Source organism: Aliiroseovarius marinus (assembly GCF_050881025.1).
Taxonomy (GTDB): domain Bacteria; phylum Pseudomonadota; class Alphaproteobacteria; order Rhodobacterales; family Rhodobacteraceae; genus Aliiroseovarius; species Aliiroseovarius marinus_A.
This window is the reverse complement of sequence record NZ_JBNNXQ010000001.1, coordinates 587,509-609,002: the sequence shown is the minus strand read 5'-3', so window position 1 is coordinate 609,002 and position 21,494 is coordinate 587,509. Positions and strand designations below refer to the sequence as shown.

General features: G+C 55.0%; 19 protein-coding genes and 1 tRNA gene. 7 read left to right on the top strand and 13 right to left on the bottom strand.

Annotated elements, in window-relative coordinates; translation table 11 throughout:
* The first annotated feature begins 208 nt into the window (after window positions 1-208).
* The 5 genes from ACRY08_RS02845 to ACRY08_RS02825 all read left to right on the top strand — a co-directional run bounded on the left by ACRY08_RS02845 (window position 209) and on the right by ACRY08_RS02825 (window position 6,445).
* Window positions 209-1,870 carry a sensor histidine kinase gene (locus tag ACRY08_RS02845; protein ID WP_432448333.1) on the top strand — a complete coding sequence of 554 codons (1,662 nt, stop codon included), beginning with the start codon at window positions 209-211 and terminating at the stop codon, window positions 1,868-1,870.
* A complete protein-coding gene (locus ACRY08_RS02840; RefSeq protein ID WP_432448332.1) occupies window positions 1,870-3,210 on the top strand; it encodes a sigma-54-dependent transcriptional regulator in 1,341 nt (446 codons plus the stop codon). Before ACRY08_RS02845 ends, ACRY08_RS02840 begins: the two co-directional genes overlap by 1 nt.
* A 122-nt stretch (window positions 3,211-3,332) precedes the next feature.
* Window positions 3,333-4,343 carry a TRAP transporter substrate-binding protein DctP gene (dctP, locus tag ACRY08_RS02835; protein ID WP_432448331.1) on the top strand — a complete coding sequence of 337 codons (1,011 nt, stop codon included), beginning with the start codon at window positions 3,333-3,335 and terminating at the stop codon, window positions 4,341-4,343.
* 58 nt (window positions 4,344-4,401) lie between these two features.
* The gene (locus tag ACRY08_RS02830) at window positions 4,402-5,034 is read left to right on the top strand and encodes a TRAP transporter small permease subunit (RefSeq protein WP_432448330.1); all 633 of its coding nucleotides are present in this window, start codon (window positions 4,402-4,404) and stop codon (window positions 5,032-5,034) included.
* Between the two features lie 10 nt (window positions 5,035-5,044).
* The gene (locus ACRY08_RS02825; protein WP_432448329.1) at window positions 5,045-6,445 is read left to right on the top strand and encodes a TRAP transporter large permease; all 1,401 of its coding nucleotides are present in this window, start codon (window positions 5,045-5,047) and stop codon (window positions 6,443-6,445) included.
* 306 nt (window positions 6,446-6,751) lie between these two features.
* Here ACRY08_RS02825 and ACRY08_RS02820 read toward each other — a convergent pair whose 3' ends face one another.
* From ACRY08_RS02820 to ACRY08_RS02810, 3 genes are all read right to left on the bottom strand, one after another.
* Entirely contained in the window at window positions 6,752-7,900 is a 1,149-nt protein-coding gene (locus tag ACRY08_RS02820) for a ferredoxin--NADP reductase (RefSeq protein ID WP_432448328.1), read from the bottom strand.
* Window positions 7,901-7,973: 73 nt separating this feature from the next.
* Entirely contained in the window at window positions 7,974-8,453 is a 480-nt protein-coding gene (locus ACRY08_RS02815) for a DUF1772 domain-containing protein (protein WP_432448327.1), read from the bottom strand.
* 39 nt (window positions 8,454-8,492) lie between these two features.
* Window positions 8,493-8,945: a signal transduction protein gene (locus ACRY08_RS02810; protein WP_432448326.1), complete on the bottom strand. Its 453-nt coding sequence runs from the start codon at window positions 8,943-8,945 to the stop codon at window positions 8,493-8,495.
* A 113-nt stretch (window positions 8,946-9,058) separates the two neighbouring features.
* Between ACRY08_RS02810 and ACRY08_RS02805 the strand changes: the two genes are divergently transcribed.
* The gene (locus ACRY08_RS02805; protein ID WP_432448325.1) at window positions 9,059-9,496 is read left to right on the top strand and encodes a MarR family winged helix-turn-helix transcriptional regulator; all 438 of its coding nucleotides are present in this window, start codon (window positions 9,059-9,061) and stop codon (window positions 9,494-9,496) included.
* A 285-nt stretch (window positions 9,497-9,781) separates the two neighbouring features.
* On the opposite strand, the gene ACRY08_RS02800 is transcribed toward ACRY08_RS02805, so the two are convergent.
* Window positions 9,782-10,675 carry an AraC family transcriptional regulator gene (locus tag ACRY08_RS02800; protein WP_432448324.1) on the bottom strand — a complete coding sequence of 298 codons (894 nt, stop codon included), beginning with the start codon at window positions 10,673-10,675 and terminating at the stop codon, window positions 9,782-9,784.
* A gap of 159 nt (window positions 10,676-10,834) precedes the next feature.
* Between ACRY08_RS02800 and ACRY08_RS02795 the strand changes: the two genes are divergently transcribed.
* Window positions 10,835-11,782 carry an SDR family oxidoreductase gene (locus tag ACRY08_RS02795; RefSeq protein ID WP_432448323.1) on the top strand — a complete coding sequence of 316 codons (948 nt, stop codon included), beginning with the start codon at window positions 10,835-10,837 and terminating at the stop codon, window positions 11,780-11,782.
* 33 nt (window positions 11,783-11,815) lie between these two features.
* Here the strand turns inward: ACRY08_RS02795 and ACRY08_RS02790 are convergent, their stop codons facing one another.
* The 9 genes from ACRY08_RS02790 to ACRY08_RS02750 all read right to left on the bottom strand — a co-directional run bounded on the left by ACRY08_RS02790 (window position 11,816) and on the right by ACRY08_RS02750 (window position 21,254).
* On the bottom strand, window positions 11,816-12,742 hold the full coding sequence (locus tag ACRY08_RS02790) for a carbohydrate kinase family protein (RefSeq protein ID WP_432448322.1): 927 nt from the start codon (window positions 12,740-12,742) through the stop codon (window positions 11,816-11,818).
* A 68-nt stretch (window positions 12,743-12,810) separates the two neighbouring features.
* A complete protein-coding gene (locus ACRY08_RS02785; RefSeq protein WP_432448321.1) occupies window positions 12,811-14,307 on the bottom strand; it encodes a mannitol dehydrogenase family protein in 1,497 nt (498 codons plus the stop codon).
* Window positions 14,307-15,080, bottom strand: coding sequence for an L-iditol 2-dehydrogenase (locus tag ACRY08_RS02780; RefSeq protein ID WP_432448320.1), 774 nt, complete (start codon window positions 15,078-15,080; stop codon window positions 14,307-14,309). Before ACRY08_RS02780 ends, ACRY08_RS02785 begins: the two co-directional genes overlap by 1 nt.
* A complete protein-coding gene (locus tag ACRY08_RS02775; RefSeq protein ID WP_432448319.1) occupies window positions 15,077-16,081 on the bottom strand; it encodes an ABC transporter ATP-binding protein in 1,005 nt (334 codons plus the stop codon). Before ACRY08_RS02775 ends, ACRY08_RS02780 begins: the two co-directional genes overlap by 4 nt.
* Window positions 16,082-16,090: 9 nt before the next feature.
* Complete coding sequence (locus ACRY08_RS02770) at window positions 16,091-16,924, bottom strand: carbohydrate ABC transporter permease (RefSeq protein ID WP_432448318.1); 834 nt, start codon at window positions 16,922-16,924, stop codon at window positions 16,091-16,093.
* A gap of 12 nt (window positions 16,925-16,936) precedes the next feature.
* A complete protein-coding gene (locus ACRY08_RS02765) occupies window positions 16,937-17,812 on the bottom strand; it encodes a carbohydrate ABC transporter permease (protein ID WP_432448317.1) in 876 nt (291 codons plus the stop codon).
* 216 nt (window positions 17,813-18,028) lie between these two features.
* A complete protein-coding gene (locus ACRY08_RS02760; RefSeq protein ID WP_432448316.1) occupies window positions 18,029-19,315 on the bottom strand; it encodes an ABC transporter substrate-binding protein in 1,287 nt (428 codons plus the stop codon).
* Between the two features lie 118 nt (window positions 19,316-19,433).
* Complete coding sequence (locus ACRY08_RS02755; protein ID WP_432448315.1) at window positions 19,434-20,465, bottom strand: LacI family DNA-binding transcriptional regulator; 1,032 nt, start codon at window positions 20,463-20,465, stop codon at window positions 19,434-19,436.
* 712 nt (window positions 20,466-21,177) lie between these two features.
* Window positions 21,178-21,254 (bottom strand) — tRNA-Arg (locus ACRY08_RS02750).
* Window positions 21,255-21,494 lie beyond the last annotated feature (240 nt).

Sequence of the window (21,494 nt, the reverse complement as noted above, 5' to 3'; positions counted from 1 at the left end):
GGCAGACACGAACTTCCCCCTTACGGGTGCCGAGTATTTAGCGCCCCATTTGAGTAGCTCGAGCAGTTGCAACTCCCGCCCTGCAATGGAGAGAGAAAAGTAATCACTTGCTTTCCCATGTGTTTCCAGCCAATCGATTTATATGCGTTTGCGGTCTCTTATCCTACCGATCGTCGCGACTGTGGTCGTTTCGCTCATCCTGTTCAGGATGTCCTATAGCTATTTTCAATCGGAAGAGCTGACCAAAGCACAGGGGCGCCTTTCGCTCTATCAAAGCTCGGTTTCGGGGGAGTTGGAGCGGTTTTCGCACCTGACCTACGTACTGGCTCGCGATCCGTTTGTGATCGAGACCGCGAAAGGGCGCGGGACGGATCAGCTGAACGCGCGGATCCGGGATTTTGCGGCGCGCGCCGGGCTGGATGCGATTTATCTGATTGATCTGGATGGTCTGACTATTGCCGCTTCGAACGCGCAGGACACAAGCAGTTTCATCGGGCAGAATTATGCGTTCCGCCCATATTTTCAGGATGCGCTATCGGGTAAGCAGGGGCGGTTTTATGCGATTGGGGCAACCACGGGTCTGCCGGGATATTTCATGGCGGATGCGGTTTATGACACGACCGGCGAGATGCTTGGCGTTCTGGCGATAAAGATCAATATCTCTGGGCTTGAAGACAATTGGGTCAGTTCGGGCGAGCGGGTGTTTCTGGCCAACAAGGATGGGGTGGTATTGCTGGCATCGGACCCATCGTGGCGTTATCGGGTGCTATCACCGCTGACGGCGGAACGGCGGCAGGAAATAGTTGAGGCGCGGCAGTTCTCGGGACAAGATTTGGCGCCACTCGATTGGTCCTTGCTGGCAGATCAACGCGCCCGGATCGGGTCATCTGAGCATCTGCATCTGGTGGCGGATGACCTGCCGCATGGGTGGCAGCTCCATTTCTTTGCAAGCGATGATCAAGCGCGCACGCGGGCGTGGCTGGTGACAGCGATTGCAATGATTCTTGCTGCGGTCGCGCTGATCTTGTTTCAAATCCAGCGCGCGCGCCGTGTGGATGCGGAACTGCGCCGTTCTGAGCGTGAAGAGGCCGAGCTGCGGCAGGCGAACGAACGGTTGGCAACGGAGATCACCGAAAGGCTGACGGCCGAGCGACGCTTGAAACGCACCCAAAACGAGCTTGAGAGCGCCAGCCGACTGGCTGCCCTAGGACGGCTGGCCGCCTCGGTCTCACATGAGTTGGGGCAGCCAATTGCGGCCATGCGAAATCACCTTGTTGCCGCCGAGATCGGCGGGGGTGGCGGCAATAAGCTGACCGCTGATATCGGTGGGTTGGTGGATCGGATGGAGGGGATCACCCGTCAGCTGAAGTTTTTCGCAAGCTCGGATGCCGAAGCGTTCAAAGAACTGGACCTGCGCGAGGCGATCCAGATGTCGCTTGAACTTGTCGCGCCGAATGTCCAGCAGATCGGGGCCGAGGTGGCGCTGGATCTGCCGCCACAGCCTGTTCCCATTCGCGGTATTCGATTGCGGGTTGAACAGGTCATGACCAATCTTGTCCGCAACGCGTTGGATGCCAGCGAAGATCGTACCCCCCCGAGGTTGATTATGCGGGCTGGTATCACCGGCGCTGATGCTTGGGTCGAGATCGAAGACAACGGGCATGGCATCGGCTCCGCCACATTGGAAGACCTGAAGGAGCCTTTTGTCACGACCCGCGAAAGTGGGCGCGGGATGGGGCTGGGCCTGGCGATTTCGGCCAGTATTGTGAAGGATCACGATGGCGAGATGACCGCGCGAAATGTTGACCCGGAAGGGGCGGTTTTTCGTGTAACCTTTCCTCATGCCGCGTTTGAAGAGGGTCAGGTTTGATGGTGGACACACGCCCCTATAGCGTTTTGATTGTCGATGATGACAAAGCCATGCGCCAATCGCTCGTGGATCTCCTGACTGCGGCGGGTTGGCATGCAGAGGCAATTTCGCGCGCTGCGCAGGTGTCGTTGATGCTGGTGGATATGACGCCTGATGTGATCCTCTCAGATGTTCAGATGCCTGGCATGAGCGGGCTCGAGCTGCTGAATTCTCTGGATTTTGAACGGGCCCCGCCGCTTGTGCTGATCTCGGCGCATGGGGATATTCCGATGGCGGTTCAAGCGATGCAGGATGGGGCTTATAGCTTTGTCGAAAAGCCCTATGAACCGCGTCGCCTGCTGCGCATCCTGACACATGCCGCAGAACAAAATCGGATGCGGCGCGACAACGCTCGGCTGAAAGCCCGGCTGATGCGGTTGTCCGGGTTGGATCGGGTTCTTCTGGGGCAAACAGATGAGGTCGCAACACTGCGCGATGATGTCATGGCCTTGGCCGATATTGGGGCCAGCGTTCTGATCACCGGCGAAACCGGAACTGGCAAGGAATTGGTTGCCCAGGCGTTCCATGATTTGGGAGGCGACGGGCAGGTGCCATTTTTGGCTTTGAACTGTGCTGCGCTGTCCCCTGACACATTCGAGGTCGAGATGTTCGGGGTCGCAGGTGAGCGCGAGGGGCGGTTGACCGCTGCTTCGGGCGGAACGTTGTTTCTGGATGAGGTCTGCGCCTGCCCTCTTGCGGTGCAAGCCAAGCTGTTGCGGGTGTTGGAAGACAAACAAGTGCTGCCCGTAGGGGCGACGCAAACGGTTACAACGGAATTTCGCGTCATTTCGACCACCAGTGAAGATGTGGCAGAGGCAGTGAAAGAGGGGCGACTGCGGCAGGATTTTCTTTTTCGTATCAACACAGTGGTATTGACCGTGCCTTCATTACGCCAAAGACGTGATGATATCGCCTTGCTGGCGCGCCATTTTTTGGATGACTACGCCAAGATTTATGAGCTGGCCGTCCCCCCTCTCACGCAGGACGATCTGGCAGCCCTTCTGGCCCATGATTGGCCTGGCAATGTGCGCGAATTGCGCAATGTGTGCGAGCGCCGTGTGCTGGCGGCGCGGCGCGGCGGGGGCTCCATGACCCAGGCGATCGAAGCCGATCAGCATCTGGACGATATTCCCGGCACTCTGCGCGAAGCCGTGGCCGCGTTTGAGCGCGAGCTGATTGGCAAGGCCATTCAGGCGCATGAGGGCCGCATGGATGCCGCCGCCGAGGCGCTTGGGATCGGGCGCCGGACGTTGAACGAAAAGATCGTCAAACTGGGGCTGGATAAAGACGCGCTACTGTAGCCCATTTGCCCTGCGGATTTCCGCAGGGCTGGCCATTCAGCGCAGGCAATTTCCCTCATAGTCAGGACTGATCGCAGCACGGATACTGTGCCCACAAATTCGCGATTTCTGGGAGGAATACCATGCGATCGACTTTCAAAAGCGCGGCTCTTGCTGCGCTGTCTCTGACTATTGCCAGCGAAGCATTCGCCACAGATTGGAACGTGTCCCTGTGGGGCAAACGCCGCGCCTTTACCGAGCATGTTGAGAAACTGGCCGAGTTGGTCAGCGAGAAAACCAATGGCGAGTTCACCCTGAACCTCAGCTATGGCGGCCTATCCAAGAACAAAGAAAACTTGGATGGGATTTCGATTGAAGCGTTCGAAATGGCCCAGTTCTGCGCGGGCTATCACCGCGACAAGAACCCTTCGATCACCGTGCTGGAGTTGCCGTTTTTGGGTGTAACGTCGCTTGAGCAAGAGATTGCGCTGTCGATGGCGGTCTATAACCACCCGGCAACGCAAGCTGACATGGCGCGCTGGAACGCGACGCTGCTGATGCCGTCGCCTCTGCCCCAGTATAACATTGTTGGTGCGGGTGATGCGCCCTCAACCTTGGAAGACTTCAAGGGTCTGACCGTGCGCGCGACCGGTGGGATTGGCAAGGCAATGGAAACCATTGGCGCTGTTCCGACCTCGATGTCTGCCTCGGAAGTGCGTCAGGCCATGGACAGCGGTGTGGTCAAGGCGGTCAGCTTTGCCCCCCATGCCCATATGTCCTTTGGCACGATTGAGAACGCCACCTGGTGGACCACCAACCTGAACCCCGGCACCGTGAACTGCCCGGTTGTGGTGAACTCGGACGCGCTGGCCAATCTGTCGGATGAACACCGCGATGCCTTGTTGGGTTCCGTGGACGAGGCTCTGGCCCATTATGTCGACAACTACAACAACAAGACCATGGTCGCATGGGGCCCCGCGCTGGAAGAAAAGGGCATCCAGCAGGTCACCTTCTCGGATGACGAGATTGCAGCCTTCCGCGATGCCGCCGCTGCCCCGGCCGCCGAGGCGTGGATCGCCGATAACACGGCTCGGGGCCTGCCCGCACAAGAGCTGTATGATCTTGTCACCGGCATGATTGCCAACGGCAGCTAAACCCATCGCCCCGCGCCTCGCCGGCGCAGGGCTTCCTTTTTTTGAACGGAGTGGTGCCATGGCAGGTTCATCCCTTGTCCTGACCGACGACAGCGTCCTAAGCCGCATCGACCAAAAGCTATATCGCGTTGAAGGCGTGTTGGCCTTGATCAGCGGGCTTGCAGTCTTTTCCCTGATGGTCCTGGCAGTCGTATCCGTCAGCGGACGCAACTTCGCCAATCAGCCCCTGCCGGGCTATATAGACTGGATCGAACAGGCCATGCCACTGATTGCCTTCATGGGCATCTCGTTTACTCAACGCGATGGAGGTCATATTCGGATGGACATGCTGGTCGGCGCACTTCGTGGTCGCAGCCTGTATCTGGTCGAGCTGATCACAACGCTGTTCGTTCTTGCCCTGATGCTGCTTCTTGTCTGGGGCAGCTGGGCACATTTCGACCGCAGCTTTGACTTCGCCGCGCCCTTGTGGAGCCGCGACAGCTCGGTCGATATCTCTCTGCCGCTTTGGCCCGCGAAACTCCTGGCCCCCGTTGCGTTCTCTGTTCTGTGCCTGCGCCTTGCGTTGCAGGTCTGGGCCTATGCACGCGCTTTGGTCACTGGGACAACGTCCCCAATTGCCGTTCCGCTGATCGCCGACGCCGCCCAGCAGGCCGCAATGGAAGCCGAGCACGTCTCGGGCAACGACGCTTAAGGATAATGGTATGGAACCGATTGAAATTGGCCTAATCGTTTCGGGCGGCCTTCTCGTTCTTGTCATATTGGGAATGCGCGTGGCCTTTGCCGCGGCAACTGCCGGAATGATTGGGCTGATCTGGATTTTCTGGGCCAAGTTTGGCTATGATCCGGCCCGCTTCGGCAAGGCGATGACCATTGCGGTCAAAACCGCTGGCCAAGTGCCGCATTCCAAGATTTCCAGTCAGGCGCTTAGCCTGATCCCCACCTTCATCCTGATCGGCTATCTGGCCTATTATGCCGGGCTGACCAAAGCCCTGTTCGAGGCTGCAAAGCGGTGGCTCGCGTGGGTGCCCGGTGGGTTGGCTGTGTCGACGGTGTTCGCGACCGCAGGGTTCGCCGCGGTGTCCGGTGCGTCTGTGGCGACCTCGGCGGTTTTCGCCCGCATCGCCATCCCCGAGATGCTGAAGATTGGCTATAACAAGCAGTTTGCAGCGGGTGTGGTTGCTGCGGGTGGTACGCTGGCGTCGCTCATCCCGCCCTCGGCCATTCTGGTGATCTATGCAATTATCGTCGAACAAGACGTGGGCAAGCTCTTGCTGGCGGGCTTCATCCCGGGCGCCTTCTCGGCGTTCATCTATGGCGCCCTGATCGTTGGTATGGCGGTGGTGATCAAAGATTTCGGGCCCCCCGTCAAAGGCTTCACGTGGAAAGAGCGTTTCGTCGCGCTCCCCCCCGCCTTGCCGATCCTTGTCGTTGTCCTGACCATCATCCTATTTGTTTACAACCCGTTTGGCGGCGAGGCGTGGGGCACCCCGACAGAAGGTGGCGCAATCGGAGCCTTCGTGGTCTTTCTGATGGCTCTCTATCGTGGGATGCGGTGGGCACAGCTGAAAGATGCTCTGCTGGAAACCGCGAAGCTGAGCGTCATGATCTTCACCATCATCTGGGGTGTGCTGATCTATGTCCGGTTCCTAGGCTTTGCCGAGCTTCCCGCCGCGTTCTCGGCTTGGATCACATCGCTGACCATGTCGCCCATGCTGATCCTGATCTGCATCCTGCTGGCCTATGCGGTCTTGGGAATGTTCATGGACGCCATCGGCATGCTGCTCTTGACATTGCCCGTGGTTTATCCCGCCGTCATGGCCCTGAACGGGGGCGAGTTCGTGTCCGCTGCGGATAGCACCTTCGGGATGTCGGGGCCAATGTGTGCGATCTGGTTCGGGATCTTGGTGGTGAAGATGGCCGAGTTCTGTCTGATCACACCACCGATCGGTTTGAACTGCTTCGTCGTAGCGGGCGTGCGCGATGATTTGAGTGTTCAGGATGTGTTCAAGGGCGTGACGCCGTTCTTCATCGCGGATGCCATCACGATCGCACTTCTGGTCGCATTCCCTGCAATTGTACTGTGGTTGCCCGGGCAAGTCTGACAACGTTCGAAGGCCTGTTGAGCAAGTGCTTTCGATGTGGCGTGCGCTGGGTAGAAAGCGTTTGACCCTATTTGACGGGGTCTTGTCTCTGGCTGTGCCTGTGTGAGGCGAAGCATAGTTTTGCCATTGACGACACAGAGGTTTTCCGTCGCCTCAGAGCAGCTTGAAAGCGGTCATTGGTTCCAGGTGCAGAGAGTGCCCAGAAAGAGCCTGGACGCGACCAATGCCGCGTCAGGCATTAATGACTGCTATTCAATTGCCTGAAAGTGATCCGGGCAAATTGAACCTACACCGAGTTGATCAGCATCAATACCCGCTGAACTGTTCAAGCCGAATATTGTCTTTTTTGACACCTGCTGAGGTCAGCAATTCAGTCATCGCTGCAACGAATGTACCGGGACCGACGCAATAGTAGACCGGGCTTGTGAGGTCGGTCAGATGCTTGCGCAGCATCTCCTGATCGATCCAACCTGTTGCGCCTTTCCAATCACTGCCTTCTTTGGCATCTGACATCGTGGCGACCAGCTGAAATCCTGTGTGTGCCGAAGCCAGTTTTTGCAACTCCTCCAGCATCGCCGAACCGGCAGGGCTGCGGTTGGAATAGAACAGCGTTGTGTTGTCCAAGCGGCCAGAGTGATCAGCGTCGCGGATCATTGACAGAAACGGTGTAATGCCAATCCCACCGGCCAGAAATACCGAGGGACGCTCTTGATCACCGTCCTTCGTAAAGCTGCCCAGCGGCCCGGCGATCTGCAGCTCCGTGCCTTCTGGCATCACTTTCAGAGCCTGCTTAAAGGCACTGTTGTCGCGCAGGCGAGTTATGACGGTTATCTCGGCCTCGTGAGGGGCGCTTGCGATCGAAAGAATGCGTGCTTCACCCGCACCATGCGTTGCTTCAGCGGGGATCGTCAGGCGGATGGCTTGGCCCGGCTTAAATGTAAACCCGGCGGGTTTTGCGAGCTTCACGGCAAGCGTATCATCCGCAACCATCTCGCGCCCTACGACCTTCACTGTTGTTGTTTGGCCCTTCCGCCCGGTCAAACGGATACCATCGCGCATATTCAGACCCATCAAAGTCAGGTTGGTCGCGCCTGCGATCAGTTCGATCCCTTGCAGAATATAGAACATCGTATCAAACGTACCGGCCGCGGCTTTGGCTTCCAGAATGAAGGCCATCGGCAACAAGATCAAAAGCCCGTTGGCCGCAATGATCGGCATCCGTTTCTGCTTGGCCGTGACCAGTTTTTCTGTTCGACCCGACCCCAGCGACATCCCTGATCCGCCGACAATTGCCATTGCCGGGATCAGGATGAACATCCCCTTGAGGATCCATCCCTTCACTGCCGCGATGGTTTCATATGATCCAAACAGCTCTGACAGAACGGTCGAACTCCAGAAGGTCAGGATCATGAGCAGGCCGATTGCGCCTGCGATGGCGTGGATGCGGGTTTTCATTTGGTTATCCTCTTCGCGATGGCCTCAACGAGGGCCAGAAATGTTGTGTTTTGGGGCAAGTCAGTTTGTGCAGTCATGCTTTGAGCGCGATGCAGCCGAATATCGCGGCGGCAAAGCCAAACCCAATTCGGAAATAGTGGATTGTCAGCCATTGGTTCAGTTTAGCGGCACCTGTGACTGCGTCCATGTTTCCTGCGGCGAATGCTGTGTTGGTTGGCACAAAGAACGCAAATGTAAGGATGGCCACGACAAAGACACACGCCGCGCTCAGCAACCAATATCTAAGCTCGGGGTTGCCCCAGGACAGGGAAACAGACCCGATCAGACCGATCAGAGTTGGCATGAAGATGAGCGGGATTGATCGCGAAACGAACTGATTGTTGGTTGCGAACCAATCGAGAAAATCTTGTGTGGGCAGGCTGCGCCAATACCCACCCAGTGTCACGCCGATGCTCAGCATAACGCCTGCAAACCCTGCCGCCCCGCAGATGGCCACAATATTGAATGCTGCTTTAATCATGCTCTGGCTCCGTTGTTTTGAGCTGACCCACATGTGCCAGATCAGCCCGACCTGTTTTGTGAAGTGAAGGGCTTAGTTGCCGGTAAGCGCGGCGCGATAGGCGAGGTTGACGACATAACCGTCTAGGAATTCGCCACGCGTCAGAAACGCGTCGTCGTCAACGTCAGCGCGTTTGAAGTCATTCACCATGGATTTGTGATATTCGCTTTGGGTGATTTTACCGTCGGCATCGCGATCCCAGATCGCAAAGATCACCTTTTGCGCTGTTAGATATGCGCGTTCCTGTCCTTCATCTTCTGCGATGAAGTCGAAACCAAAGTCCCATTCGATAAACTCATTCTTATCCACAGAACCGTCGTCATTGGCGTCCATCGAGATGTAAATGTCTTGGCCGAAGCTGACAAACTCACCCATGTCGGCGGTTCCGTTCGGGTCATCTTCGATTGAGCCAAAGACAAGCTCCGCCAGCTCGCGACCAGGTGTCATCTTGTCTGATTGAGCCATCGCTGCGCCCGAAAGAGCCATGAGCAGGGCGCAAGTTGCTGAGAGTGTTTTCATCAAAATGATCCTTCTGATTCGATTTGCATAGCAAGCTATATACTGTTACATAGCTTGCTATGCAATGATAATTGTGAGCTATGGAATTTGATCGCATGACTTCAGCGGGATACCTCGTGAACCACATGGCCCGCCTGCTTGTAGAAATACTTCGCAAGCGAATAGCACCGCTCGGGATTGTCCCCGGGCAGTTCCCGACACTCTTGGTCCTATGGGAGAAAGACGGACTAACGCAGAAAGAGCTTTTGGCGCTGCTCGATATCGAGCAAGCAACCTTGGCAAACACGCTGACAAGGATGGAGAGAGATGGGTTGATTACCCGCAAAGAGCACCCGGCGGATGCGCGCGCGCGCACAATCCATTTGACTGAGAAAGGGCGCTCTATTCGGGACTCGGCCCATCTGGCAGCGATGCAAATCAACGAAGATGTGCTCGCCGATCTTTCAGACGCAGAGACACAAGCATTCTTGGACTACATGCGGCGCGTTATTGGAAGGATCAAGGAAGTAGAAAGCTAATTCGAGCTGCCGATGCTGTGCCGAACAGAGCGCCACAGTGAGACTAGCCTTAGCTACCTCGTCCAGGTGTTAAGCCGTTGAGCCGAAAGAACTATGTGCGTTCAACTTGTGGAAGCGTTAGTTGGGTCTGAGGCAAGTTGTAAACTTGATGATCTTGGCTGATCAGGATGGACCAATCAAAGGCAACTTGGCGGCAAGCTTGGCGATCCTGATTTCGCGACAAGCCGGAGCCTTTGCAAAACCCGCCTGGTCTGAGACTTCTCAATGAAATGGTAAAATGCATGCTCAATTATCTCCAATCGCAACCTGATGGTCATCTCTCCACCGTCGTGGTGACTGCCCATACATGCGTTTGAATTCTCGGCTGAACTGGGACGTGCTGACATATCCCACCTGCATTGCCGCGGTGTTCACGGTCATGCCGCCTGCGATTTTCATCGCCGCAGTGTTGAGGCGCATAGATTTCACGAATTGGATCGGCGCCATTGTCGTGACTTCCTTGAACTTGCGATGGAAAACGGCGCGGCTCATGCCTGCGCGGGTCGCCATGTCATGAATCGAAATCGGTGCATCCAGATGTGACGACACATGCGCGATGGACCGCGCGATGGCGTTACCGGCACCAAAGGCGTGCCGCGCAAAGATCCCCGCCTCGCCTTGAAGGATCGCATAGTACAGTTCGCGCAAACGCGCATCCCCGAGAACCGCCGTGTCCGTCGGATTCGCTCCAAGTTGCAACAGCCTTAACAGCGCATCGGTGAAACGCGTATCCCATTTGGCCATCTTGATCCCGTCTACGCGCAAACCCTCATTGGTTGCAGGGAGGACCTCTCCGGCGTTTTCCATCTCAAATGCCAGTTCCGTCATGGCTCGCTGATCTAGTGAAATGAATACGCCATAGAGGGGATTGTCGGGGGATGCAGTAGGTGTCCCCGCCTTCACGGGCATCGACATTGGGCAGCACAAGTATTGCCTGTCGTCGTAGATATGCCTTCGGCCATCCAAAACGGCCTCCTTCGTGCCGCTCACGATGGCAACGATGCAGGGTTCATATACTACAGGAATACAAGGGATCGCTTGTGTCGCCTGGAACAAGCGCACGCCCTGAATGCCGGTTTCCGTTAGGCCGTCTTGGTTAGCACGGCTTTTTATAAGCTGTTTGATCTGGTTTTTGCTCATGGGTCAATCTAGTGCGGCAACTATAGGTGAAACAACTCGCTTGAGACAATTAGGCAAGTAATCGCGATGATATCGCCTATTTGTATCTATTGGTGAGAGTTATCTACCTTTTCAGGATGAGGTATGAACCGCGCACGCCAGCGCCAGAAGGAGCAAATAATGGCAGATACAACTTTTGGACCCAGAGGCTGGTCACCTGAACGTCTCGTGTCACTTGCGGGTAAAACCTATGTCATCACGGGCGGCAACGCCGGTGCCGGATTTCAGGCCTCGCGGATATTCCTGTCGAAAGGGGCAAAGGTGGTGATGCTGAACCGCGGCGCGGACAAATCGACTGCTGCTATCAAGAAGCTGAAAAAAGAGTTCGGGTCAGAAGCTGATGTGAGCTTTGTACGTATGGACTTGTCCGATCTATCAAGCGTGCGCAACGCGGCGGATGAGGTGAAGCACGCTGTTCCTCAGATCGACGCTCTGATCTGCAACGCAGCCATCGCGCAAGTGCCGACACAGAAGCTGACGGTTGATGGCTTTGAAAGCCAGCTTGGAACAAATCACTACGGTCATTTCCTGCTGTGCGGAATGCTGTATGACCGGATCAATGCAAGTAGGGGGCGGATCGTTGTAGTAGCAAGCCTAGGATACAATCTGGGGATCAAGACGATCCAGTTTGACGATATGAACTGGGATAAGAATTACAGTGCCAACCCTGTCTACAGCCAAAGCAAATTGGCGCAAATGATGTTCGCCTATGAGCTGCAGGATCGTCTAACGGCGACAAGTAAGGAAGTTCAGGTATACGTCTGCCACCCCGGTGCTTCCGCGACATCATTGATAAGCTCCAGTGGCGGACTTTTGACGCGGATAGCTTGGTGGCTGATCAGCAAGACGCCAATGGTACAAAGCGCAGAGAAGGGCGCTTATCCGGAAATCATGTGTGCGACCGAGGATGGGCTGGAGCAACGCGCACTTTATGGACCCACGGGGCCAATGCAAACTGGCGGCCCGGTTGGCAAGGGCAGGCTCAATCCTCACGCCTACGACAAGGCTGTCATGGAAAAACTATGGGAAGTGTCTGAAGAGGCGACAGGATTTTGCTGGGATTTCTAGTTGCATACTCACGTGGCGTGCTTAATCGATTTATCAAAGCTCATCACGCCATGGTGGATTTGCGCCAACTCGGCCGACATTGATTGCAGCGACTCGCGCACCGAAACCAATTGCGTCCGCGAGGTCATTTTCTGACACCGCACGAATTGCGGTTTTGGTAAGCAAACCTGCTTCGGACAGGTTTGCAAGGACACCGGCATTGAAACTGTCCCCAGCACCAACGGTGTCGACAACATCGACCTTCTGACTGGCGACAAAGATTGAACGCCCATCTGGCAACCATGCTTGCGCACCGGAGCTGCCACGCGTCATGATCACAACTGAAGGCCCAAGTTTCTGTATTTGAGTGACTTTTTCCTCAAGCGTATCCGCAGTTTGAATGATCCAGTTCAAGTCTTCGTCGGAGACTTTCACAATATCGGCCAAACCGAACAGTCGCTCAAGGCGGTCCCGATATGCCTGTTCATTTTTGATGAAACTGGGCCGGATATTGGGGTCGATCATCACAACACAATTGGGCGCAAGCACTTCGGCAAGTTGCGCGTAGGTCTCGGCACCCGGATCGCAAGCCAGACTGATGCCGCCGAAATATAGGGCGGATACATCGTCAACTTTTTCAGGCAGGTCATGTGGTGCAATCATTCGGCCAGCGGAATTTTCGTCAAAAAACGAGTACGACGCATGTCCATCGGATAGCTTTACAAACGCAAGTGTCGTTGGACGATCTGATCGAATGACGTATCGGGTGTCGACATTGCTAGCCCTCAGATCGGCCATAAGTTGATGGCCAAACATATCTGTTGAAATCCCGCTTAGAAGGCCCGTGCGACAACCAAGGCGACCCAAACCAATGGCTGTATTGAATATCGCACCGCCGGATCGCGGCACGTAGCCATCCGGACCCTGAACCGTTTGCTCAGGGATCATGTCGATTAGGGCTTCACCACAGCAAAGGATCATAGGATTTCCTCAATGAACAAGGGTCGAATACCAGTCGCGTGCATGAAATTGTAGATTTGGGTCATGTCTCAGGTTTCGAGATAGGTTGTGATCGCAGCTTCCAGCCCTTCTTCCCATATGAAGCAGAGCCACCGAGCGAAGCTGTCAGCAAAACGAGGTTCAACCGCGAGGTCACCGTAAAATTGGCTCATCTCAAGCCATGCGCTCGGTTTTGTACGAGCTTCCAAGGCCTTCGCATTCAAGTCGTTCCAGTTTGGATCGTTCGGCTCGATCCGACTGCCATCATCACGCGTCCCTTCACACATCCGTGCCCATGCTGCTTCGACCAAGGTAAGCCCCTCGATAGGAGTGCCATTCGCAAGACCTTCACGGATAGAGGGAATAACAAAACCGGGATGGCGCGAAGAGCCGTCGAAGGCCACCCGACGGGTTGTGTCGATGATCTTGGGGTTTGAGAAACGTTTATGGACCAACGCGACATATTCCTTTGTGGCCATGCCCGAGACAGGTTTGACCAGCGGTGCGATCTCCTCTTGCGCCACTTTGGTAAAGAATTGGCTGATCAGTTCATGTTTCATGCAATCTGCAATCGTTTTGATCGAAAGAACCTCACCCGGAACGGCGATCACCTGATGACCACCGTTCAGAATACGGATCTTCATTGTCTCGAAGCTGTGGACATCATCCGTAAAGGTGGCGCCGACGTTTTCCCAGTTCGGGCGTCCGGCGCAGAAGTCGTCCTCCATCACCCATTGGCGGAAGTTTTCGTGGGTCACAGGGGTCAAATCATCAATGCCCAGTTGCTGCGCCAAGGCCAGCTCGTTCGGGCCGGTTGCGGGTACAATACTGTCGACCATGGAATTTGGAAACGTGCAGTTTGCGTCAATCCAGTTTGCAAGATCTGGGTCCGCTAGTCGCGCCAAAGATACAGTTGTTTGGCGTAGTACATCCCCGTTGCCCTGCAAGTTGTCACAGCACAGGCAGGTGAAGGGGCCGAACCCGTTTTCACGGCGCAGACGAAGGGCCGCAACAATCGCTCCGAACGCGGTTCTTGGCGTACTAGGGTTGCGACTGTCATGGATGATGTCTGGGTGCGTTGGGTCAAATCCCTTGGTGGCTGGGTCAATGAAATATCCACCCTCGGTCACGGTCATTGCCACGATGCGGATATCTGGCCGTGCCATTCGTTCGATCAGTGCGCTATTGCTGTCCTCGATGGGAAGGTAATCAATCATCGAGCCGATAACTTCCGCAGTCGCCGACGATGGGTCCAGTTCAATCAGCGTTGTCAAGCAGTCCTGCGCAAGCAGTTTTTCCCGCATGCTGGCGTCATATTGACGAACGCCTGCACCAATGATCGCCCAATCAAACGCGTCGCCCTGTTGCATCAGGCGATGTAGATACCATGCTTGGTGGGCACGGTGAAAATTGCCAACGCCTATGTGGACAATCCCAGGTTTAAGCCGCGCGCGATCATAGCGCGGGCGCAAGACAGCCTCGGGGAGCTGACTTAGGGTCGCGTCGTTCAGTTTCATCAATTCGGTTTCCTGCGCGAGATCTACCATCAGCTCATCCAGTTCCCGCCATCGACATTGTAGGTCTGTGCAACGATGTAGTCGGAGTCTTGAGAGGCAAGAAAAATCGCCATCCCGGTTAGGTCTTCCGCCTGCGCCATTCGCCCGAAGGGAACGGCGTCGCCAACTTCCTTTTTCTTTTGTCCCAGGGCCTTACCCTCGTACCTGGCGAAAAGAGCATCAACGCCGTCCCAGTGTTCACCATCCACGACCCCCGGGGCGATCGCGTTCACGTTGATCCCGTGCGCGATCAGGTTCAGCCCAGCGGACTGAGTCAAACTGATGACGGCTGCTTTCGAGGCGCAATAGGTGGCAACCAGGGATTCTCCCCGACGTCCCGCCTGACTGGCCATGTTTATGATCTTGCCCCGAATGCCTTGCTCGATCATGTGACGCGCAACGGCTTGTAGAGTGAACAAGGTTCCAGCAACATTGATGTCGAATACACGCGCATAGTCTTCACGCGTGATTTCGATGATCGGTGCGGCGGTGAAGACGGCCGCGTTGTTGATCAGAATGTCGATCTGGTCGAATTCCGACACCGTTTTAAGAACAGCCGCATCAATGCTGTTTTGTCGAGAGACATCCATTTCCACGGCCAGTGCTGCGTCACCAATTTCGGCTGCGGCGTCTCGCGCCCTTTCAACGTTGATGTCCGCAATGGCAACCCGCGCACCCTCGGCCGCATAGGCTTTGGCGAAGGCCAACCCGATGCCACGGGCGCCCCCCGTTATCAGCGCAGATTTTCCATCCAGACGGTTCATTCGATCCGCAGCCCTTGTGCGTCGAATTTGTGGATCTGATCCGCTTGCGGGGTCAGATAAATGTCATCTCCGTGTTTCACCGAAATGTCTCCGGTGATGCGCACAGTGATCATGTCTGCAAGCCCGGTATCATGAACGTGGATAAACGTGTCAGACCCAAGGTGTTCCGCGACACCCACGGTGCCCTTCCAGGTGCCTTCAGTCATGCTGACGTCAGTGTGCTCTGGGCGGATTCCGATGGTGTGCGCACCCAGCTTTTCAGCCTCTGGGCCAGAGAAGATGTTCATCTTCGGTGAGCCGATGAAACCTGCCACGAACACATTCTGAGGTTTGTGATACAGTTCCAGCGGCGAGCCAACCTGCTCGATCACACCAGCCTGAAGCACTACGATCTTGTTGGCCATTGTCATCGCTTCAACCTGATCATGCGTCACGTAGATCATGGTTGTCTGCATGCGTTCGTGCATTTCGCTGATTTCCAGACGCATCCCGACGCGCAATGCTGCATCAAGGTTCGACAGTGGTTCGTCAAACAGAAATGCTGAAGGGTCACGTACGATCGCGCGGCCAATGGCGACCCGCTGTCGCTGGCCACCGGAAAGTTGCCCGGGCTTGCGATCCAGATAGTCGTTCAGGTTCAAAGACTGCGCAGCGGCTTCAACACGTTTGTTGATCTCTTCCTGTTCCATCTTCTCCATGCGGAGCGGGAAGCCGATGTTTTTGCGCACCGTCATATGCGGATAAAGCGCATAGGACTGGAACACCATGGCCAAGCCGCGCTTCGAAGGCGGAACCTCGGTCACGACCTCGCCGTCGATTTCGATGTTGCCGGAGGTTAGATCCTCGAGACCCGCAATCATGCGCAGAAGCGTGGACTTGCCGCAGCCCGACGGACCGACGAAAACAGCAAACTCTCCATCTTCGATGGTCAGGTCCAGTGGGGGGATGACTTCAACGTCACCGAATTTCTTGGATACTTGATCGAGTACAATACGTCCCATGATCTTTCCTTATTTCACAGCGCCGAAGGTCAAGCCTTGGACTAGTTGTTTCTGGCAGAACCATCCAAGGACAACGATGGGTCCGACGGCTGCGGTTGAGACGGCTGAAAGGCGTCCGAAGAACAGACCTTCAGGGGCCCGGTTGCCTTCAATGAGCTTAGAGAGAGTCGCCGCGTCGATGGTGGTCAGGCGAACCGTCCAGTAGGCTTCGTTCCAGCAAAAGATGAAGACCAGAAGCGCGGTTGATGCAATGCCGCCCCAAGCAAGGGGAATAAGGATCTCTTTGATCTCGCCCCATGTGTTCACGCCGTCCATTTTGCCCGCTTCGATGATGTCCTTCGGGATTTCCTTGAAGTAGGTGAACAACATCCAGATTGCGATCGGCAGATTGATCAGGCTCAGCACGGTGATGACCAAGATATGGGTGTCATACAGCCCGATGCTTTTTGCCAAGAAGATCATCGGATACAGCACTGCCGCTGCCGGAAGCATCTTGGTCGACAACATCCACATCAGAACGTCCTTGGTCGCCCGGCTTGGGTTGAACGCCATCGCATAGGCTGCGGGGACGCTGACGAACAAGGTAAACACTGTCGCTGAAACAGCTGAGATGACAGAGTTACGGGCAAAGCGCCAATAGTCATAGTTCTCGGTCATGTTGAGATAGTTCTCAAGCGTTGGTGTGAAGAAGAACAGGAATTCAGGCTTCACCGCGTCTGCGTCTGTTTTGAAGCTTGTCAAAACCATCCAGAAAATGGGGAAGAAGAACAGCAGCCCAACACCCCAGGCCAGAACAGGGCGCCCATAAGTGCCAAACTTCGAGGATTGTGCAACGATTGCCATGATCTAGCCCTCCTATTCCATCAGAGTTTTGCCAACCATGCGCAGCAGAAAGATCGCGACGATGTTGGCAAGGATTACGGCAAAGATGCCGGTGGCACTGGCTGCGCCGATGTTGTTGTTAGCGAACTCACCGATCAGGTAAGGCAGGTTCTTGTTCCCGTTGCCGCGGCTTACGATCTCGATTTCCGCATAGAGCGAAAGGTGGAAAATCGCCTGGATCATCACCACGATGGCAATCGGGCGGCCAAGGTGCGGCAGTGTCAGAAACCGGAACTGCGACCAGGTGCTTGCGCCATCCAGTACAGCAGCTTCTTTTTGTTGCTGATCCTCGGATTGAAGCGAGGTCATGAAGATGAGAACCGCGAAGGGTGTCCATTGCCATGTCACCATCATGATCACCGCGATGGCGGATGTTTGGGTCGCACGGAACGATACCGGTTCAAATTCTGGCCAAAGCGAGAAGAAGCCGCCAAGAACGGGCATTTGTCGCAACCCATCTAGGATATCGTTTATCCCGGCAACGGCGATACCCTGCAAACCCAGGACAGGGTCAAGGATCATGTTGATCCAAAGGACGGCATTCACCGCAGGCATTACGAAGAACGGTGAGATCAGCAATACCCGGACAATTCCTTGCCCCGGAAAGCTCTTGTTGATCAGAACCGCAATCAGCACACCCAAAATCACAGTCAAAAACAGAATGCTGCACACGATGAAGAGGCTGTTTTGAATGGCGAGCAGGAAATCCTTGGACTTCAGAACAAATTCATAGTTCCCGAACCCACGCCAGTTGCTCAGACTGGGCGTCGTCCATTCCGGACGGCGAAGGCTGTTCAGCACATACCGGATGAACGAGAAGTAAAGAGTCATCCCAAGTGGGATCAGCATCCAAACCAATAGCAGCAGAACCGCTGGAGTTTGAAGAAGCCTAGGAAGCTTTCTGTCAGACATTAGTCTATCCTCCCAGCAAAACGAGGTCATCGTTTAGCTTGTGACGTGTCAGTTGCGAATGATTGAACTTTAGGCGCCGCAGGGTCGTTAACTCAACAAAAGCGGCTGAGTGGTGAGAGGGCCCGGCGAGACCAGGCCCTCCTAGCTGTGTAGTTACTCGTAGTAGCCAGCTTCACGCATGATTGCATCAGCTGCGGCTTGTGATGCTGCCAGAGCATCTTCGACCGACTTGGCACCGGACAGAGCAGCAGCCATCTCCTGAGCGACTGCCGAACCTACTTCCGGGAACTCCGGGATGGCGGCGAACTGAACGCCTACGTAAGGCTTCAGTTCTGTTGCTTCAGGTGCGGCGCTGTCGATCGCTGCCAATTCAGCAGCTGCGAAACCCGCTGCGGCCTGGAATTCAGGGATCGCATAGGTCGATGCACGCTGACCGGTCGGAACAGAGCCCCAACCAAAGTCCGGATGGTTGCCAACGGCTTTCACGTAGTCTTTCGACGTTGCCCACTCGATGAAGGCACCAGCAGCTTCAGCGTTCGGTGAACCGGCGGGGATTGCCATCGCCCATGCCCACAACCAGTTGGCCCCAACAGGGTTGCCAGCGTTCGGCGACTGCGCGTAGGCGACACCGTCGACTTCAAGGAACGAAGCCGCGATCGTCGCGTCGATCCACATGCCGCACTTGCCTTCATTGTAGAGCGCAAGAATTTCGTTGAACGAATTCCCTTCCGAACCCGGAGGGCCATAGTTGCCAAGCAAATCAACGTAGAAGTTGATCGCGGCATTCCATTCTGCGCTATCCAGAACAGGTTTCATGTCGGCATCAAACCAAGCACCGCCGAACGAGTTAACGACCGTGGTGATGAACGCCATGTTGTCACCCCAGCCCGGCTTGCCGCGCAGACAGGCGCCATAAACGCCGTTTTCCGGGTCGTGGATTGCAGCTGCGGCGGCCTTGACATTGTCCCAGCTGTCGTTGTCAGCGATGGTTACACCGGCGGCGTCAGCCAGGTCTTTGCGGTACATAACCATTGACGATTCACCATAGAAGGGCGCGGCATAGAGCGTACCTTCGTGCGACAGACCATTTCGCATGGCAGGCAGGATATCATCCACATCGTATTCAGCGCTGAAGCTCAGCGGTTCGATCCATCCAGCAGCCCCCCAGATGGGCGCTTCCTGCATGCCAATGTTGATGATGTCATACTGACCGCCACCTGTCGCGGTGTCCGAAGTAACCTGCTCGCGCAGGACGCCTTCTTCCAGAGAAACCCAGTTGAGTTCGACCCCGGTTTCCGCAGTGTAGGCTTCTGCGACTTTTTGCATGTTGATCATGTGACCGTTGTTCACGATCGCGATTGTCAGGCTGTCGGCGTTCGCGCCAGCGCCCCCCAAAAGGGCAATTGCGCTTGCAGCGCAAAGTGCATTTTTAAAAGACATCCGGGTTCCTCCCTAGATTGGATGTTGTGCACAAACGCTACCAACGTTTATTGCTTCGCGTCAATCCATATCTTTACACGCGTAAAATTAGCTAAGTAAGTTTAATGATATCATAGCGTTAAGCAGAACCCCGCATGACCAGCTTACCCTCAAATAGCATTTCTTCGCGCGTTTTTAGGCGTTCTCTAGAATCGACCAATGACAAAACGGTCTCGACACTTTTTGCTGCAATAGCCTCATAGTCTTGCGAGACGGTCGTCAAGCTCGGGCATGTAAAGCGCGAGAATGGGTGATCGTCATGCCCAGCAATTCTAAGAGAAGCCCCCGGATCACGGCCGACCTTCAAGCCGTTTTCAAATGCAGCTGCGAGCAGACCAATTGCGAGCCGGTCGTTTGAGCACAAAATTGTTTTCGAAGGAAGCTGTTGATTGGATAGGATCCGAGATCCTTCACGAAAACCGATTTCTTCAAAGTTCCAACCCTGTCCATCGACCTGGATCAGATGTGGCGAATGCCCCAATCGTTCCATGGCGTCTAAATAGGCGGAACGTCGTTTGTATGCGTTTGGGTTGATGGGTGCCTTCAACTCAAAAAATACCGGTGGCTCGCCCGATCGGCACAGATAATCAACAATCAAACTGATACTTTGGTTGTTGTCTGAGCCAAAGAACGCCTCGCCAATCCCTTCGAGATTGGCGTCAAACAACACGGTTGGGACTTCATCGGTGAACTCTTGAACCTGCTTTTCTAGCGATGCCCGACCGAGGGGCGCCAACAACACACCCGCTGGTTTGATAGACCGAAGGCTGTCGAGGTTTGCAAGCTCTTGCTCGGGCCCACCATGAGAGCTGAGCAGCAACGGATTAAAGCCAGCCTTGACGACAAGCCCTTCAATCGTTCGGGCAAAACCGGCGAAAAAGGGGTCAGTTAAGTTGGGAACCACCAAACCAATATTTTTAGTCTGACGTCGATTCTGATTCACCGCATATATGTTCGGCCGATAGTCATGTTGCTCTAACGCGGTCTCGATTTTCTCGCGCGTGGATTTCCGAACGCTATCGGGATCATTGAAATACTTCGAAATTGTCGGACGAGAGATACCGCTAACTGCGGCAAAGTCCTCCATATTCTTGATTTTTTGATCGCTCATAGCGAACCCTTCCGTAAGCACGTTCCTTTTCCTAGGTTCGAAGGATGCTTAAGAAGCTCATTGTTGTAAAGTTTATAGTTGACGCGCGTAAAAATACTTCTTGCCTTGGCGCCAAAGCAAGAACAGCTTGTCTGAAATGTTTTCGTTGATCGCCTAGAGGAGCACGCGCTTGCTAGACCAACTCTGGCGCAGTCAGGGCATAGCAAATGAAAAAGTTGGGTGCAGCACCTCATATCTTAGCTCAACGACCTGTTTGTCGACCCAGTGGAGAATAGGCCGCGGATATCAAGAAACGCTGCGTAGCCAATAGTCGTAGCTGCACACATCCGCTTTGCCCCGCACCGCAGTCGTCGCGAATAGACATCAATGGCATATTCCGCACCCACCAGGTGATTGGCGATACTGTTGTTTGCGACCATGGGTGTTCTCTGTATTGCGGCGAGTGACGCCTTTCCGCCCTCCCTTCACCTCGTAAGTGAGACACGTATCCTTCGGTCGGAAATAACAGGTTAAGCCAAACACACCTGACCGTCTCAGTGAGTGAGAGTGCAGCGCTCCTCCACTGGCAACCCGATTAGTAAGGCCTTTGTCTTTGGCCAAGCCGTCTGAGCCTGTAAGTCTGACCCTAGCATGAGGAATAAGGAAAAACCGCCAGTGGAACGAGTATGGTCGTCAAATGCCAAAACTATGCGTCGTTTCACAGAGGAAGAAGTGGCGCTCTGGGGAGGATTCGAACCCCCGACCCCTTGATTCGTAGTCAAGTACTCTATCCAGCTGAGCTACCAGAGCGCGGTAGCGGGGATGTATCCTTCGGTTGCGGGCTTTGCAAGCGCTAAAACGAAAAAAATCGACGTTTTGGTTTGTTTATTGTTACGCCCGAAAGATGCACCCAAGCACCCCCGAATGGGTCCTGTCGACGATTTCTGCTTGTAGAGGTGCAGAAGTCTCCCCCCAATATATTGTTTGCGAATTTACAACATTTCGCGCCGCATGGCCCATTTTGTGTTTGTTTGAGGGATTTCCACTAGA